The sequence below is a fragment of the Ruegeria sp. BHSC029 genome (assembly GCF_059613085.1).
Genome location: NZ_JBXWRU010000002.1, coordinates 308,011 through 323,741, shown reverse-complemented (window position 1 = coordinate 323,741; position 15,731 = coordinate 308,011). Strand labels below are relative to the sequence as shown.

The 15,731-nt window shown below is 63.4% G+C and carries 15 protein-coding genes; 8 read left to right on the top strand and 7 right to left on the bottom strand.

Translation table 11 applies throughout. The features are described 5' to 3' along the window. Window positions 1–17: 17 nt before the first annotated feature. Entirely contained in the window at window positions 18–1,391 is a 1,374-nt protein-coding gene (locus tag AC2FML_RS05230; protein ID WP_496782273.1) for an L-serine ammonia-lyase, read from the bottom strand. Window positions 1,392–1,633: 242 nt separating this feature from the next. Here AC2FML_RS05230 and rpiA point away from each other — a divergent pair, with 242 nt between their 5' ends. The 6 genes from rpiA (at window position 1,634) to AC2FML_RS05200 (ending at window position 7,836) form a co-directional block, all read left to right on the top strand. Beyond that, window positions 1,634–2,419: a ribose-5-phosphate isomerase RpiA gene (rpiA, locus tag AC2FML_RS05225; protein ID WP_170358547.1), complete on the top strand. Its 786-nt coding sequence runs from the start codon at window positions 1,634–1,636 to the stop codon at window positions 2,417–2,419. 119 nt (window positions 2,420–2,538) lie between these two features. After that, a complete protein-coding gene (gene gor / locus AC2FML_RS05220) occupies window positions 2,539–3,897 on the top strand; it encodes a glutathione-disulfide reductase (RefSeq protein ID WP_480635525.1) in 1,359 nt (452 codons plus the stop codon). A 72-nt stretch (window positions 3,898–3,969) separates the two neighbouring features. After that, window positions 3,970–5,118, top strand: a complete 1,149-nt coding sequence (gene hflK / locus AC2FML_RS05215) for an FtsH protease activity modulator HflK (RefSeq protein WP_170338334.1) — start codon at window positions 3,970–3,972, stop codon at window positions 5,116–5,118. Window positions 5,119–5,121: 3 nt separating this feature from the next. Next, a complete protein-coding gene (gene hflC, locus AC2FML_RS05210) occupies window positions 5,122–6,018 on the top strand; it encodes a protease modulator HflC (RefSeq protein WP_170338336.1) in 897 nt (298 codons plus the stop codon). Then, window positions 6,018–6,212, top strand: a complete 195-nt coding sequence (locus tag AC2FML_RS05205; RefSeq protein WP_093962522.1) for a DUF2065 domain-containing protein — start codon at window positions 6,018–6,020, stop codon at window positions 6,210–6,212. The genes hflC and AC2FML_RS05205 overlap by 1 nt, the downstream gene beginning before the upstream one ends. A 130-nt stretch (window positions 6,213–6,342) precedes the next feature. Then, window positions 6,343–7,836 carry a Do family serine endopeptidase gene (locus AC2FML_RS05200; RefSeq protein WP_390895962.1) on the top strand — a complete coding sequence of 498 codons (1,494 nt, stop codon included), beginning with the start codon at window positions 6,343–6,345 and terminating at the stop codon, window positions 7,834–7,836. A gap of 241 nt (window positions 7,837–8,077) precedes the next feature. Here the strand turns inward: AC2FML_RS05200 and AC2FML_RS05195 are convergent, their stop codons facing one another. From AC2FML_RS05195 to AC2FML_RS05175, 5 genes are all read right to left on the bottom strand, one after another. Then, window positions 8,078–8,746 carry a Crp/Fnr family transcriptional regulator gene (locus AC2FML_RS05195; RefSeq protein WP_170337872.1) on the bottom strand — a complete coding sequence of 223 codons (669 nt, stop codon included), beginning with the start codon at window positions 8,744–8,746 and terminating at the stop codon, window positions 8,078–8,080. Between the two features lie 131 nt (window positions 8,747–8,877). Then, window positions 8,878–9,483: an inner membrane-spanning protein YciB gene (locus tag AC2FML_RS05190; protein WP_170338344.1), complete on the bottom strand. Its 606-nt coding sequence runs from the start codon at window positions 9,481–9,483 to the stop codon at window positions 8,878–8,880. A gap of 17 nt (window positions 9,484–9,500) precedes the next feature. Continuing rightward, window positions 9,501–10,403 carry an EamA family transporter gene (locus AC2FML_RS05185; RefSeq protein ID WP_093963009.1) on the bottom strand — a complete coding sequence of 301 codons (903 nt, stop codon included), beginning with the start codon at window positions 10,401–10,403 and terminating at the stop codon, window positions 9,501–9,503. A gap of 79 nt (window positions 10,404–10,482) precedes the next feature. Beyond that, entirely contained in the window at window positions 10,483–11,634 is a 1,152-nt protein-coding gene (ftsY, locus tag AC2FML_RS05180) for a signal recognition particle-docking protein FtsY (protein WP_496782270.1), read from the bottom strand. A 57-nt stretch (window positions 11,635–11,691) separates the two neighbouring features. Continuing rightward, window positions 11,692–12,327: a lysoplasmalogenase gene (locus tag AC2FML_RS05175; protein ID WP_496782268.1), complete on the bottom strand. Its 636-nt coding sequence runs from the start codon at window positions 12,325–12,327 to the stop codon at window positions 11,692–11,694. 127 nt (window positions 12,328–12,454) lie between these two features. Between AC2FML_RS05175 and AC2FML_RS05170 the strand changes: the two genes are divergently transcribed. Beyond that, window positions 12,455–12,847 carry a hypothetical protein gene (locus AC2FML_RS05170; RefSeq protein WP_170402237.1) on the top strand — a complete coding sequence of 131 codons (393 nt, stop codon included), beginning with the start codon at window positions 12,455–12,457 and terminating at the stop codon, window positions 12,845–12,847. Window positions 12,848–12,860: 13 nt separating this feature from the next. Here AC2FML_RS05170 and xseA read toward each other — a convergent pair whose 3' ends face one another. Then, window positions 12,861–14,354, bottom strand: a complete 1,494-nt coding sequence (gene xseA, locus AC2FML_RS05165; protein WP_496782266.1) for an exodeoxyribonuclease VII large subunit — start codon at window positions 14,352–14,354, stop codon at window positions 12,861–12,863. 74 nt (window positions 14,355–14,428) lie between these two features. On the opposite strand from xseA, the gene purD reads away from it, so the two are divergent. Beyond that, window positions 14,429–15,691: a phosphoribosylamine--glycine ligase gene (gene purD, locus AC2FML_RS05160; RefSeq protein ID WP_496782264.1), complete on the top strand. Its 1,263-nt coding sequence runs from the start codon at window positions 14,429–14,431 to the stop codon at window positions 15,689–15,691. The last annotated feature ends 40 nt before the right edge of the window (window positions 15,692–15,731 follow it).

The window sequence follows — 15,731 nt, the reverse complement described above, 5'->3', positions numbered from 1 at the left end:
CCTCCCTGTTTGTTCCCTCAGCAGTTTGGCACGTTGACGGCCAGACCACCCAGCGAGGTTTCCTTGTACTTTTCGTGCATGTCATGGCCGGTCTGGCGCATGGTCTCGATCACCGCATCCAGCGGCACGAAATGCTGCCCGTCTCCGCGCAGGGCCAGCGACGCCGCCGAAACCGCCTTGATCGCGCCCAGCCCGTTGCGCTCGATGCAGGGAACCTGCACCAGCCCGGCGACCGGGTCGCAGGTCATGCCCAGATGATGCTCCAGCGCGATCTCGGCGGCGTTTTCCACTTGTTCCGGTGTGCCGCCCATCACTGCGCAAAGACCAGCCGCGGCCATTGCGGCCGCGCTGCCGACCTCGGCCTGGCAGCCAGCCTCGGCACCCGAGATCGACGCGTTGTACTTCACCAGACCGCCGATGGCGGCGGCGGTCAGCAGGAAATCCTCGATATGGCTTTCCGACGCGCCTGGAACGTGATCGAGGTAGTAGCGCAGCACCGCCGGCAGTACGCCCGCCGCGCCATTGGTTGGGGCGGTGACGACCTGACCGCCGGCGGCGTTTTCCTCATTCACCGCCATCGCATAGACGCTCATCCAGTCGTTGATCGTGTGCGGCGCGTTCAGGTTCATGCCGCGTTCGGCCATCAGCGCATCGTGTATCGCCTTGGCGCGGCGCCGCACCTTGAGGCCGCCGGGCAGTGTGCCGTCGGTGCTCAGCCCGCGCTCGATACAGGCGTTCATCACCTCCCACAGTCGAGCGGTGCCCTTCGCGAAACTGTCGGCGCAGCCGCGCGCGATCTCGTTGGCGCGTTTCATTTCGGCGATGGTCTTGCCGCTGCTGCGCGCCATTTCCAGCATTTCGGCGGCGGTCTTGAACGGGAAAGGCACCGGCGGGCCGTCATTTGTGTCCTTGCCTTCGGCCAGTTCCTCTTCGGTCAGGACAAAGCCGCCGCCGACCGAGTAATAAACCTGCCGCAAGATCACGTCGCCCTGCGCGTCGGTGGCCATCAGGATCATGCCGTTGGCATGGCCGGGTAGGGTGTTGTCGTAGTCGAAGATCAGATCGGCCTTTGGGTCGAACCGCAGGGTCGGCAGACCCTCGGGTGTGACAGTGCCGGTTTCGGCAATTTCGGCCAGTGCCGCTTCGGCACGGCCGTGGTCATAGCTGTCGGGGACAAACCCAGCCAGCCCCAGGATCGTGGCGCGGTCCGTGGCGTGGCCGACGCCGGTGAAGGCCAAAGATCCATGCAGAGACGCGCGCAAGCCAGCGAATTCGAATGGCGAGGCGCGCATCAGATCGAGGAACCGCGCAGCCGCCACCATCGGCCCCATCGTGTGGGACGAGGATGGGCCAACGCCCACTTTGAACATATCGAAGACGGATAGAAACATGTCTGGTCGCTGAGCCTTGTGGCGAGTTGGCGGCCGGGCCGGTTTGAAGCGCCCGAACCGCTAGGAAACTGTATGCGCTTTATTTACACAACCGAGCCGACCACTGAAGATTTGATTGCGACGTTTCCGATGGGAAACGCGTATTCGTGTATCGATTATTGCGCCGGTCCCGCGGATTTTGGGCCTCGCAGTCGGGCAGGGCTTTCCGTATAAGTTCCCCAAAGAACTGAGGGGAAGCCGCAATGACAGCAGAGTTGTCACCCATCGACCGGGCCAAGAGTGTCGCCGCCTATCGCGCGGCCGAGATGGTCGAAGACGGGATGCGCGTGGGTCTGGGTACCGGATCGACCGCGGCATGGTTGGTGCGTCGTCTGGGAGAGCGGGTGCGGGACGAAGGTCTGCGGATAAAAGGCGTTCCGACGTCGACGGCTACGGCGCAGCTTGCGCGCGAGGTCGGGATCGAGGTTGTTTCGCTGGATCAGGCGGGTTGGCTGGACGTGACGATCGATGGCGCCGACGAGTTCGACGGCGAGCTGAACCTGATCAAGGGCGGCGGCGCGGCGTTGCTGCAGGAAAAGATCGTGGCCACGGCCAGCGACCAGATGATCGTGATCGCCGATGCAGGGAAAGAGGTCGAGGCGCTGGGCGCGTTCCCGCTGCCGGTCGAGGTCATTCCCTTTGGCTGGCAGACCACGCGCACGCTGATCGAGGAGTTGCTGGACACGATGGACGTGCTGGGCACGTCGGCGACCCTGCGGATGAACAGCGAGGCGCCGACCGTGACGGATGAGGGCAATCACATACTCGACCTGCACCTGCAACGCATCGGCAACCCGAGGCAACTTGCACTGGTGCTGAACCAGATACCGGGGGTGGTCGAAAACGGGCTGTTCATCGACATCTGCGACAAGGTCGTGATCGGCCACGGCGACAGCCGGGTCGAGCTGCGCGATTTCAACAGCGGAACGATCGAGCTGGATCGGTTGGGCGACGAACACGACAACCTGTTTTCGGACCTGGCCGACTGAGCCAACCGCGCACCCGGCTTCACAGCGGTGTGCGATTTCCGGGCCAAGGGGTTGGCACGATCATTCACGCCCCCAAATACTCAGGGCAATTTCAGGCAGGCTGACAAAAGGAACGCGGCATGAGCTTTGACTATGATCTTTTCGTCATTGGAGGCGGCTCGGGCGGTGTCCGCGCGGCGCGTGTGGCGGCGGGCGAAAACGGCGCCAAGGTCGCGCTGGCCGAAGAGGACCGCTATGGCGGAACCTGCGTGATCCGCGGCTGCGTTCCCAAAAAGCTGATGGTGTTCGCCAGCGAATACGCGGGAATGGTCGAGGACGCTCGTGCCTATGGTTGGGATATTCAGCCGGGCGCTTTCGACTGGCCGCAGTTCCGCGGCAAGCTGCATGCCGAACTCGACCGGCTGGAAGGCATCTATCGCAATATCCTCAAGAACAACGGCGTCGAAACCTTTGACCAGCGCGCGAAACTGCTCGATCCGCATACGGTCGAGCTGGCTGACGGAACTCGAAAGACCGCCAAGCACATTCTGATCGCCACCGGCGGGCGCCCCGTGGTGCCCGAATTCCCCGGCTCAGATCTGGCCATCACCTCGAATGATATCTTCCACCTTGAGAAACTGCCCGAGACCATGCTGATCGTCGGTGGCGGCTATATCGCCTGCGAATTCGCCGGGATCATGAACGGCATGGGCGTCAAGACCACGCAGTTCTATCGCGGCGCGCAAATCCTGCGGGGTTTCGACGACGAGGCGCGCGGGCTGATCTGCGAAGAGATGTGCCAAAACGGGATCGACGTGCATCTGGGCACCAATGTGCTCGAAATGAAAAAGCAGGGCGACAAGATCTGGGTCAAGGCGACCAACGGGTCTGAACAACTTTTCGATGTTGTTATGTATGCCACGGGCCGGGCGCCAAATGCGGATGATCTGGGCCTTGAGGCGCTGGGCGTCGAACGTGGCCGCAAAGGGCAGATTGTCGTGGACGAATACAGCCAGACCGCGGTGCCCTCGATCTATGCCATCGGGGACGTGACCGACCGGGTAAACCTGACGCCGGTCGCCATCCGCGAGGGCATGGCTTTTGTCGAGACCGTATTCAAGGGCAACCCCACCCCGGTGGATCATGAGCTGATCCCGACCGCGATCTTCACCCAGCCCGAGATGGGAACCGTGGGCCTGAGCGAGGAGCAGGCCGCCGAGCAGGAGCCGATCGAGGTCTACGCGACCTCGTTCAAGCCGATGCAGAAGGCGTTCGCGGGCGGCACGCAACGGGTGTTGATGAAGCTGATCGTCAGCCAGGCCACCCGCAAGGTGCTGGGCTGTCACATTGTCGCCCCCGGCGCGGGCGAAATGATCCAGTTGGCGGGCATCGCGGTCAAAATGGGCGCGACAAAGGAAGATTTCGATCGCACGGTTGCGGTTCATCCGGTGATGGCCGAAGAACTGGTAACCATGCGGCAACCCGTGCGCACCGCTTGATTTGCAACCGCGCGCACACAGGTTACAAGTGATCCCGTAAGAACACGGGCCAAAACAAGGGAAATGAAACACATGGCGGGCAACAGCGGAGGCCCCTGGGGGGGCGGAGGCTCATCCGGTGGCGGAGGAAACCGGGGAAACAATGGGGACGGGCGACGCCCGCCCGAAGGCGACGGGCCGCAGATCCCCGAGATCGACGAGTTGATGAAAAAAGGCCAGGAGCAGCTGCGCGTGCTGATGGGCGGGCGCGGCGGCGGGGGCCGAGGCGGCAACGGATCCGGCCAGGGCGGCGGTGGCGGCCCGGCAATTACCAAGGGCACCATCCTGCTGGGCGGGGTTGCCGCCTTGGTTCTGTGGGGCTTTGCCAGCGCCTACACAGTCAAGCCCGAAGAGCAGTCTGTTGAGCTGCTGTTCGGTCGCTTTACCGGAATCGGCACCGAAGGTCTGAACTTTGCCCCGTGGCCTGTTGTCACGGCCGAAGTCATCCCGGTGAAGGTCGAACAGACCGAAACCATCGGATCTGGCGGTCGCGGTTCGGACGCCGGTCTGATGCTGACGGGCGACGAAAATATCGTCGATATCGATTTCCAGGTGGTCTGGAATATCTCGAATCCTGCGGACTACCTGTTCAACCTGCGCGACCCGAAACAAACTATCCAGGCCGTGTCTGAGTCGGCCATGCGCGAGATCATCGCGCAGTCGGACCTCGCGCCGATCCTGAACCGCGACCGTGCTATCATCGCCGAACGGCTTGAGGAACTGATCCAGTCGACTCTGGACAGCTACAACTCGGGTATCAACATCGTCCGTGTGAACTTTGACGGCGCCGACCCACCGGAACCGGTAAAGGATGCCTTCCGCGAGGTTCAGTCGGCTGGACAGGAACGCGACCGGCTGGAGAAGCAGGCCGATGCCTATGCGAACCGGGTTTTGGCCGGCGCGCGTGGTGAAGCCGCGCAGGTGCTGGAAGAGGCCGAAGGCTATCGGGCACAGGTCGTGAACGAAGCTCAGGGTGAGGCCAGCCGGTTTGGCGCGGTTCTCGAAGAATACTCGAAAGCTCCGGATGTGACCCGCAAACGTCTGTACCTTGAACGGATGGAGCAGGTTCTGGGCGACGTGGACAAGATCATCTTGGATGACAGCGCAACAGGCCAGGGGCAGGGCGTCGTGCCTTATCTGCCGCTGAACGAACTGCGCCGCAACTCGGGTGAGGGGAACTAAGACATGCGTAAATCAACCTTTCTCCTACCTGCCATTTTCGTGGTTATTGTGATCGCCCTCTCAGCGATCTTCATCGTGGACGAGCGTGAAAAAGCGCTGGTTCTGCAATTCGGTCGCGTGATCGACGTCAAGGAAGACCCGGGCCTGGCCTTCAAGATTCCGGTCATTCAGGAGGTCGTGCGCTACGATGACCGTATTCTAAGCCGCGAGGTCGGCCCGCTGGAAGTCACGCCGCTGGATGACCGCCGCCTGGTGGTCGACGCCTTCGCGCGCTATCGGATCACCGATGTGCGGCAGTTCCGTGAGGCCGTGGGTGCCGGTGGCATCGACACAGCGGAGCAGCGTCTGGATTCGATCCTGCGCGCCAAAACCCGCGAGGTTCTGGGTTCGGTAAGCTCGAATGACATTCTCAGCTCGGACCGGGCGGCGCTGATGCTGCGCATTCGCAACGGCGCGATCGCCGAGGCCCGCGATCTGGGCCTTGAGGTGATCGACGTTCGCCTGAAACGTACCGACCTGCCGCAGGCCAACCTCGAAGCGACCTTTGCCCGGATGCGCGCCGAGCGGGAACGCGAGGCGGCCGACGAAGTGGCGCGCGGTGAAGAAGCTGCACAGCGGATCCGTGCCCAGGCTGACCGGACCGTGGTCGAACTGGTCTCCGAGGCCCGCCGTGAGGCGGAGATCGTTCGCGGTGAGGCTGATGCCGAACGGAACGCGATCTTTGCGGAAGCTTATGGCAAGGACCCGGAGTTCTTCGAGTTCTACCGCTCGCTTTCGGCCTATGAGAACGCTCTGAAAGGCGGCAACAGCTCGCTGGTGCTCAGCCCGGATTCCGAGTTCTTCAACTACCTCGGATCTCCGCAAGGCCGTTCGGCGCCCGCCGCGCCGGCCTCCCAATAGTGGGTATGATCCTGCTGGCCTTCGGGCTGGTGTTGATTGTCGAGGGGCTGGCCTATGCGCTGGCCCCTTCGCTTGTCGAGCGGATGCTTGAGGCGTTGCGCAGCATCCCCGAACCGGCCCGCAGATTGGTCGGACTTCTGTGTGTGGTCAGTGGCTTCGTCCTGTTGTGGACGGCCAATCGGCTGGGGTTTTGATCGGTGGGAGTAAACTGGCAGTGAATTCCTCAACTTCCCGAGTTGCGGGCGGTCACAAACTGACTACATTGTTTCCCAGCAAGCTGCTCAGGCAGCCACCAACAGAACAATGTCGACAAGGAGAGACCAAGTGCAGGCAGTAGCACGCAGTGTATCCGTCCGCCGGGACGATGTGGTGACGATGGCGCGGCTTTTGTGGCTGGCCTTTGCCGCGGTTTCCCTTTTGTTGCTCCAGACGTTGGCTGCACAGGCCCGTCAGGAAAGCCTGGCGCCGCTGGTCAACCGGATCAGCCCGGCCGTGGTCAACATCACCACGACGACCCTGATCGAGGGGCAGTCGGGCGCGCAGGGGATCGTTCCCGAAGGGTCCCCCTTCGAGGACTTTTTCCGCGAGTTCCAGGACCGCAATGGCGACCAGGACAATCGCCCGCGCCGCAGCAATGCCTTGGGATCGGGGTTCGTGATTTCCGAGGATGGCTACATCGTCACCAACAATCACGTCATCGCAGAGGCGGATGAAATTCTGATCGAGTTCTTCCCCGGCGATGGTCAGCCGGTAAAAGAGCTGCCGGCCAAGGTCATCGGAACGGATGAGAAAACGGACATTGCGTTGCTCAAGGTCGAGGCGTCGGGTCCGCTGAAATACGTCACTTTCGGCGACAGCGACACAGCGCTTGTAGGGGACTGGGTGGTTGCCATGGGCAACCCGCTGGGGCAGGGGTTTTCGGTATCTGCCGGGATCGTGTCGGCGCGCAATCGCGAGCTCAGCGGTTCCTATGACGACTATATCCAGACGGATGCGGCCATCAACCGGGGCAACTCGGGCGGTCCTCTGTTCAACATGGACGGTCAGGTCATCGGTGTGAACACCGCGATCTTGTCGCCGAATGGCGGGTCGATCGGTATCGGGTTCTCGATGGCGTCGAACGTGGTGTCCAAGGTTGTCGATCAGTTGCGGGAATTCGGCGAAACCCGCCGCGGCTGGCTGGGTGTCCGCATTCAGGACGTGACCGAGGATATGGCCGAGGCGATGGGCCTGGACAAGCCGGGCGGCGCGCTGATCAGCGATGTGCCGGACGGCCCTGCCAAAGAAGCGGGTCTGCTCGCAGGGGATGTGATTCTCAGCTTTGATGGTGTCGAAGTGAAGGACACGCGTGGATTGGTGCGGCAGGTCGGTGAGACGCCGGTCGGCAAGTCCGTGCGCGTGGTCGTTCAGCGGGACGGCAGCACTCAGACCGTGCTTGTCACTCTGGGGCGTCGCGAGGATGCCGAGCGTGCGGAAACCGGCGATGATGATGGTGCGGAAGAGGCGCCGCTGGACGAAAATGCCGACATTCTTGGCCTGACGATTTCGCCGCTGACCGACACGTTGCGCGAAGATCTGGGTCTGGACGCGGACGCGGATGGTCTGGTTGTGACGGATGTGGATGAAGCCTCCGAAGCCTACGCCAAGGGCCTGCGGGCAGGCGACCTGATCACCGAGGCTGGTCAGCAGAAAGTGTCGTCGATCTCCGATCTCGAGGATCGGATGGACGAGGCTCGGGAGGCGGGGCGCAAGTCGCTGCTGCTGCTGGTGCGCCGCGGTGGCGATCCGCGCTTCGTCGCGCTGAGCCTAGAAGAGTAGGGCAGCCAGTTTGGTCAACATGATCGGCCGGGGCAGATGCTCCGGCCGATTTTCGTTTTGGCTGCAGAAATCAAAAGAGCCACACGCCGGGGAGGCGCGTGGCTCTGGTGCAGGGAGATGCCAGTGGACAGATATCGGGGATGATACTCTGGCACCCTACGGTAACAATTCATTACCTAATGGAAGCGAATCCCGTTGTATGTGAAGCGGATCACATCCGGGCCATTTTCCGGGCAGCAGGTCAGATCAGATCGGATTCGGCGAGTTGGCGCAGGGCGTCAAAGTCGTGGATCTGCAGCCCACCGCGTGAAGCCTCAACCACGTTCGAGCGTTTCCACGTCGAGATCGTCTTGGATACCGCCTCGCGCGTCGCGCCGACGAATTCCGCTAGCTCGCTCTGCGACAGGGCGATGCGTTCGGACGGCGCGTCCTGCTGGTTGGCCAGAAGCAGAAGCTTTCGCGCAAGTCGCACAGGCATCGGCAGGAACACCTGCTCGTTCAACTGCGCCCCCATCCAGCGCATGCGCAGTCCGGCCAGCCGGATCATGTCCTCGGCCAGTTCGGGGTGCTTGCGGATTTGTTCCATCAGATCCTTGCGGCGCACGCGCAGTACACGCGACGGCTCGGCTGCGGTGATGGTGGCGGTGCGCGGGCCGCTGTCGAAGAGGGCGATTTCACCGAACACTTCGCCCGGGCGCATCAGGCTGAGCGCCAACTTGCGCCCGCTCATGGCCAGGAAGGACACCTCCAAAGCGCCTTCCAGCAAAGCGTAGAGGGCGTCCCCCTCGTCGCCTTGTTCGAACAAGACCTCGCCGCGGTCCAGCGAGACAGAAGTGGCTAGCGCAGAGAGCATATCACGAAGCCGGTCTGAAGCTTCGGACAGGAACCCGCTGTTCGGAAAGGCGGTCATGGAAGACACGGTTCTCCGGATGAGTGGTGTGGGTGGTTTCCCAGCTTTCCACAGCTTTGGAGCTAAGCCAAGGATTTTATCCGGTTTTCCTAAGGTTTCCCCAAGGTCCGCCGGCCCGTGTCAGGGACGCATTACTGCTTGTCCGGATCGTCCATATAGCTTTGCAGGATGCTGAATTGCAGCATCAGGAACCCCATCAAGGCAATCGGAAAGCCAAAGGTTTCGATCTTGACCCACAAATCGGTGGACAGGGTGCGCCAGACCAGTTCATTGGCCACCGCCAGCACTGCGAAACAGGCGCAAAGGCGGCGGGTCAGGATCATCCAGCCCTCGTGGCGCATGGGCAGCATTTCGTCCAGCACATAGGCGAGGTAGGATTTGCCTTGCAGCAGGCCGATGCCCAGCATCAGCGAGAAGAACCCGTAGACCAGCGTGGTTTTCATCTTGAAGAACCGCTCGTCGTTGAACCAGGCGGTCAGGCCGCCGAAGAAGATGACCATGATGGCGGTGAAGATCTGCATCCGGCTGAGTTTGCCGGTCAGATACCACAGGACGCCCATCGCCCCCAGCATCAGCGGAACGAAAATGATGGTGGCCACGATGAAGCCGGAATATTCGGTGCCGCCGATCAGAAAGCTGTCGTCGCGCAGGCGCAGGTAGATGAAGAAGAAGGCCAGCGGTGGTCCCAGTTCCAGCACCTGTTTCAGAAACGGATTGATCTCTTTCTTGTCTGCCATGCCTGTCGTCCTGCTGTTCACCCGCCCATTTCAACTATTACCGCGCCCAATGCAATCAATGCCATCAGGATTATGCGCCGAGGCCCCACGGTCTCTTTCAGGGCCAGCCAGCCGATCAGGGCGGCAAAGACGGTCGAGGTTTCGCGCAGCACCGCGGCTTCGCCGACCTTGTCCAGCCGGGTGGCCAGCATGATCGCTCCGAAAGACATGGGGGCGATCAGCCCGCCTGCAAGCCCCCGCAGCATCAACGGCCCTATTGCCGGACGGTGAACCATCGCCCGCCAGCGCAGGAAGGCGTAGATCGGCATTGTCGCCCCGTCGATCATGAAGAACCAGGCCAGAAAGGTGAACGGATCGGCCGTGGCGCGGATGCCGTAGGCGTCATACGTGGTGTAGAGCGCCACGAAGAGGCCGGTTGCAACCGCAAGGGCCAATGCGATGCCTAAAGTCTCGCGGTTGGTTTCCAGGAAGCGGAAATTGTAGGCGGCCAGCCCGAAGATGCCGGTCAGCAGCACGGCAACGCCCAGCCATTGGGTGGGCGAGAAGGTTTCGTTGAACAGAAGATAGGCGCCGATGACGGTGAACAGCGGGCCGGTGCCACGCACCACCGGGTAAACCACGGTGTAGGACCCCTTGGTATAGGCCATCGCCTGCAGCGTCTTGTAGGCGACATGGATCAGCCAGACCACGGCGAATATCGGCCACATGAAAGGTTCGGGCCAGGGCACGACGAAGAACGCAAAGGGCGCGGCCATCAGGCAGTAGCAGGCGTCGATCGCGCCACGCGACAGCCAGGGATCGTGCCGACCCTTCTGCAGCGCACCGAACACCGCATGCAGAAAGGCCGCCATCAGGGCGAGGCCAAGGGCCAGCCTGTGCCCGGCCTCGGTGCCTTCGAGGGAGATCAGCCAGTCGCTCACGCTGCGGGTCTTTCGCTGGTGGAGAAGCTGGGGGTTTTCCATCCCCAGACCCCCAAGGATATTTGGGGCCAGATGAAGGTCAGTTGGGGTCGAGCCCGGTCAGGGCGGCGGCGAATTCCTCGGGGTCGAAGGGGGCCAGATCGTCGATCTGCTCGCCGACGCCGATGGCGTGGATCGGCAGGCCGAACTTGTCGGCCAGCGCCACAAGCACGCCGCCCTTGGCGGTGCCGTCAAGCTTGGTCATGACAAGGCCCGAGACATCGGCCAGCTTGCGGAAGGTTTCCACCTGGCTGAGCGCGTTCTGGCCGGTGGTGGCGTCGAGCACCAGCAGGGTGTTGTGGGGCGCGGTTTCGTCGATCTTGCGGATGACGCGGACGATCTTGGCCAGTTCCTCCATCAGATCGGCGCGGTTCTGAAGGCGGCCGGCTGTGTCGATCATCAGCAGGTCGGCGCCTTCAGCTTGCGCCTTGGTCAGGGCGTCGAAAGCCAGCGAGGCGGGGTCGGAGCCTTCGGGCGCGGTCAGGACTGGAACTCCGGCGCGGTCGCCCCAGACCTGCAGCTGTTCCACGGCGGCGGCGCGGAAGGTGTCGCCGGCGGCGATGACCACCTTTTTGCCTGCCGCCTTGAACTGGCTGGCCAGCTTTCCGATCGTCGTGGTCTTGCCCGAGCCGTTGACGCCCACCACCAGCACCACCTGCGGGCGCTTGGGGTAGAGGGGCATCGGTTTTGCGACCGGCTCCATTACGCGGGCGATTTCCTGCGCCAGCAGTTGCTTGATTTCCTGGGTCGAGAGTTTGCGGCCATAGCGCCCCTCGGCCATGTTGGCGGTCACGCGCAGAGCGGTGTCGACACCCATGTCCGAGGCGATCAGCAGTTCCTCGAGCTGTTCGAGCATGTCGTCGTCCAGCGCGCGGCGCACCACCGGCCCGGCATCGCCACGACCGAAGAGACGCCCGATCAGGCCCTTGGATTGCGCCTGTTCCGGTAGTTCCGGCGGAGGCGGGGCGGGCGTTGGATCGGCCGGCTCGGGCGACGGTGTCTCGACCGGTTGCGGTGTGGGCGCGGGTTCGGGGATTTCCGGGACCGGTTGCGGCTCGGGCTCGGGCTGGGGGACCACCGGGTCAGGGGCGGTGGTTTCTTCGCCGCCGTCCTCGACGATTGCCTCAAGCCCCTGTTCGAGGCGGGACGAGGATTTGAACAGCCGGTCCTTGAGCTTGGTAAAAAACGCCATCTTGGTCTCCGCAGGTGTTCCCTTCACCTAATGCGGAATGGCGGCAGTTGCAAAGGGTCAGGTGAAGGCCAGGAAAAAGCCGAACTGGGCGCCCCAGTAGAGCGGCCAGACCAGATAGGGGGTCAGCCGCAGGGCCGGGTGGCCGGACGGCAGCAGGAACCTTTCGGTTGCCAGGATCAGGTCCGAGGCGATGAAGGCCATCGCGGCCGGCAGCGCCCATAGCAGCGCTCCGGCCTCGGGCAGGGCCAGAACGGTGATGCCCATGCCCAGAATGATCGGGATATAGGCCAGGACCGGTCCGCGCAGATCACCGGCCCGCTGGGCCAGCAGCGTGGCCATCACGATCCCCAGAATGACCAACGACCAGGCGTATCCGGGTTTGTCCAGGATCAGGGCGGTGTCGCTTGACGGATGGGTCAGGAACAGGGCGATGTATACCAGATGCCCGGCGGCGAATGCCCCGATGCCGGCCATGAAGGTGCCGTCGGTTTCGCGCGACAGAAGGGCGTCGCCCAAGGCGCAGAGAGACAGCGCCAGGATCAGAAGCAGAGGGCCGGACTGCACCGCGGCCTCGACCGCCAACAGGGCGACGCTTGCGGTTTTCAGCGCCGTGCGTAGCAGGCTGGCCGGACGGGCCGTCAGGGCCAGGTAGGCCAGGGCACAGGCCAGCGCTGCGAGTACGAGTATCGTCATGTCCTGCCTTCCGATGGCACCGATGCAATGCAGTGTCGCCGCGAACTGAGTTTACGCTCAACCCATAACGTTGGGGCAGGGCGTTCCAAGATTGGCGCGCGGCCGTGGCATCTGCCAGAATGAAACGATGTGGATACGTTCGTTGATTCTCGGATCTTTGCTGGCCCAGCCGGTCGTCGCGCAGTCTTTGTCAGGGGCAGAATTTGACGCCTATACACGCGGCAAAACCCTGTTCTACGGCTTCGGTGGAACGACCTATGGCGTCGAACGGTACTTGCCCAACCGGCGCGTGGTCTGGTCGTTTTTGGATGGCGACTGCAAGGAGGGCATCTGGTACGAACAGAACGGCCAGATTTGCTTTGTTTACGAAGATCGCCCCGACCCGCAATGCTGGGTCTTTAACCGCTCGTCCCAGGGACTAATCGCGCAGTTCGAGGGCAACCCCGAAGCCACCGAACTGTACGAAGCAGCCGACGTCGACGAAGATATGATCTGTTACGGGCCCGAGGTCGGCGTCTGAACATTGGCCTTCGTCAGAACAGCGACCCTTGATCCGGGGCTGGTGGCTTGGACGGTTTCTTGGCGGTCGGGGTCGTCCCGGACAGCGGTGCGGTCTTCAGTTCTCCATCGGCAAACTCGATGGTCAGTGCAGCGTGCTTGCTGGCTTGCGCCTTTGTGGTGACCACGCCGCTTTCGGAATGCACCACGGCGTAGCCGCGTTGAAGCGTGGCTTTGTAGCTGAGCGTCTCGCGCAACCGGTCAGTCGCATCCAGTTGCTGGCGGAGCCGGTCCACCCGCAGAGTCTGCGCGGCCGTCATGCGCTGGGCCAGTTGGTTGACTCGGTCGCGCTGCTGCTGGATGTCGCGTTGGATCGGGCGGATCGACAGGCGCGAGGACAGGTTGCGCAGCGTGTCGCGCCGCGCGGCCACGAGGTTGCGCAACGTTGACGGGCGCAGGTGCCCCGACAGTTCCACCACCTGCAAGCGGCGGTTCTGAACACCGCGTTGCAACGCCGGGGCCAGACGATCGGCAATAAGGTCCAGTCGCTGGCGCGGCCCGTTTAGCAGGGTCTCGGGGCGCGGCAGGGCGCGCGATAGATCGCGCAGGCGTTGGGCGCGGCGCTGTACCGCTTCGGTGGCCGCGCGGGACAGACGCGCGCCTTGTTCGCCGGTCCAAGCCAGCAGTTCCATCCGTACCGGTACCGCCAGTTCGGCGGCGGCTGTGGGGGTCGGCGCGCGGCGGTCCGAGACATAGTCGACCAGGGTTGTGTCTGTTTCGTGCCCCACAGCCGAGATCAGCGGGATCTCGGACGCGGCGGCCGCGCGGGCCACGATTTCCTCGTTGAAACCCCACAGATCCTCGATCGAGCCACCGCCACGGGCGACGATGATCAGGTCGGGGCGGGGCAGTGCGCCGCCGGGTGTCAGGCGGTTGAAACCCTGGATGGCGTTGGCGACCTCGGCCGCGCAATTGGCGCCCTGCACGGCCACGGGCCAGATCAGCACCTTGCGCGGGAAGCGGTCGCGCAGCCGGTGCAGGATGTCGCGGATCACCGCGCCCGAGGGCGAGGTGACGACGCCGATGATCTGCGGCAGGAAGGGCAGGGGTTTCTTGCGCTCGGGCGCGAACAGGCCCTCGGATTCGAGCTGTTTCTTGCGCTTTTCCAGCAGCGCCATCAGCGCGCCTTGCCCGGCTACGGCCACCTCGTCGACGTTCAGGTTGTATTTCGACTGCGCGCCAAAAGCGGTGAGGCGGCCCGTGACGACGACTTCGAGCCCCTCTTCCGGCACCACCGACAGGCCCGCGATCTGGCCTTTCCAGGTGGTGCAGGCCAGCACGTTCCGATCGTCCTTGATGTCATAGTACAAGTGCCCCGAGCGCGCCTTGAACACACGCCCGACCTCGCCCCGTACGCGGATTCGGCCAAATGTGCCTTCCAGCGTGCGTTTCACCTCGCCCGAGATCTCGGACACGGTGTATTCGGGGGTATTCTGGCCGGGAATCGGATCGTCAAGCAGGTCGGACATTTCAGCGCCTTGTTTCGGTTGCCCGCGCAGCTTAGAACGCCGCGCAGGCAAGGCCAAGCAGATCGGAGACTTTCATGAACATCCTCATTCTCGGCAGCGGCGGGCGCGAACACAGCCTGGCCTGGGCGGTGATGCAGAACCCCAAATGCGACCGCCTGATCGTGGCGCCCGGCAATGCCGGGATCGCGCAGATCGCCGATTGTGCCGCGCTGGATATCGAGAATGGCGGCGCAGTGGTCAGTTTCGCCGAGGAAAACGCGATTGATTTCGTGATCGTCGGCCCCGAGGCGCCCTTGGCCGCCGGGGTGGCCGACCGGCTGCGCGAGGCGGGCATTCTGGTGTTCGGCCCCTCGGCCGAGGCAGCGCGGCTGGAAGCCTCGAAGAGTTTCACCAAGGAAATCTGCGATGCGGCCGGTGCACCGACCGCCGCCTATGCCCGGTTCACCGAGGCCGAGCCGGCCAAGGCCTATATCCGTCAGCAGGGCGCGCCGATCGTGGTCAAGGCCGACGGTCTGGCCGCGGGCAAGGGCGTGATCGTGGCGATGGACGAGGCGACCGCGCTGGAGGCCGTGGACGACATGTTCGGCGGCGCCTTCGGCGGGGCCGGGGCCGAGGTGGTGATCGAGGAGTTCATGGACGGCGAAGAAGCCTCGCTGTTCGTGCTGTGCGACGGCGAGAACATCCTGGCGGTCGGCACCGCGCAGGACCACAAGCGCGTGGGCGAAGGTGATACCGGTCTGAACACCGGGGGCATGGGCGCCTATTCTCCGGCTCCGGTTCTGAGTTCTGAGATTGAGGAGCGGGCGATGGAACAGATCGTGCGCCCGACGATGGCCGAGATGGCCCGGCGCGGCACGCCGTTTCAGGGGGTGCTGTATGCCGGGCTGATGATCAAGGACGGGCAGCCGAGGCTGGTGGAATACAACGTGCGCTTTGGCGACCCGGAATGTCAGGTGCTGATGATGCGGTTGGGGGCGCAGGCGCTGGACCTGATGCATGCTGCGGCCGAGGGACGGTTGGACGAGGCGCGGGTCAACTGGGCCGACGATCACGCCTTGACCGTGGTGATGGCCGCGCAGGGCTATCCCGGGGCATATGAAAAAGGCAGCGTGATCCGGGGGCTGGATGACTTGCCCGAGGACAGCAGCTATATGGTTTTTCACGCAGGCACCAAAGCGCAGGACGGGCAGGTTGTGGCCTCAGGGGGCCGGGTTCTGAACGTGACGGCGCGCGGAGCAACACTGCAGGAGGCGCGTGACAACGCTTATGCGATGGTCGAGGCCATCGATTGGCCGGGCGGCTTCCATCGCCGCGATATCGGGTGGCGGGCGCTTTGACGATTTGAGGGCCCGCTGGTAAATGGGGGCTCGGCCGGCG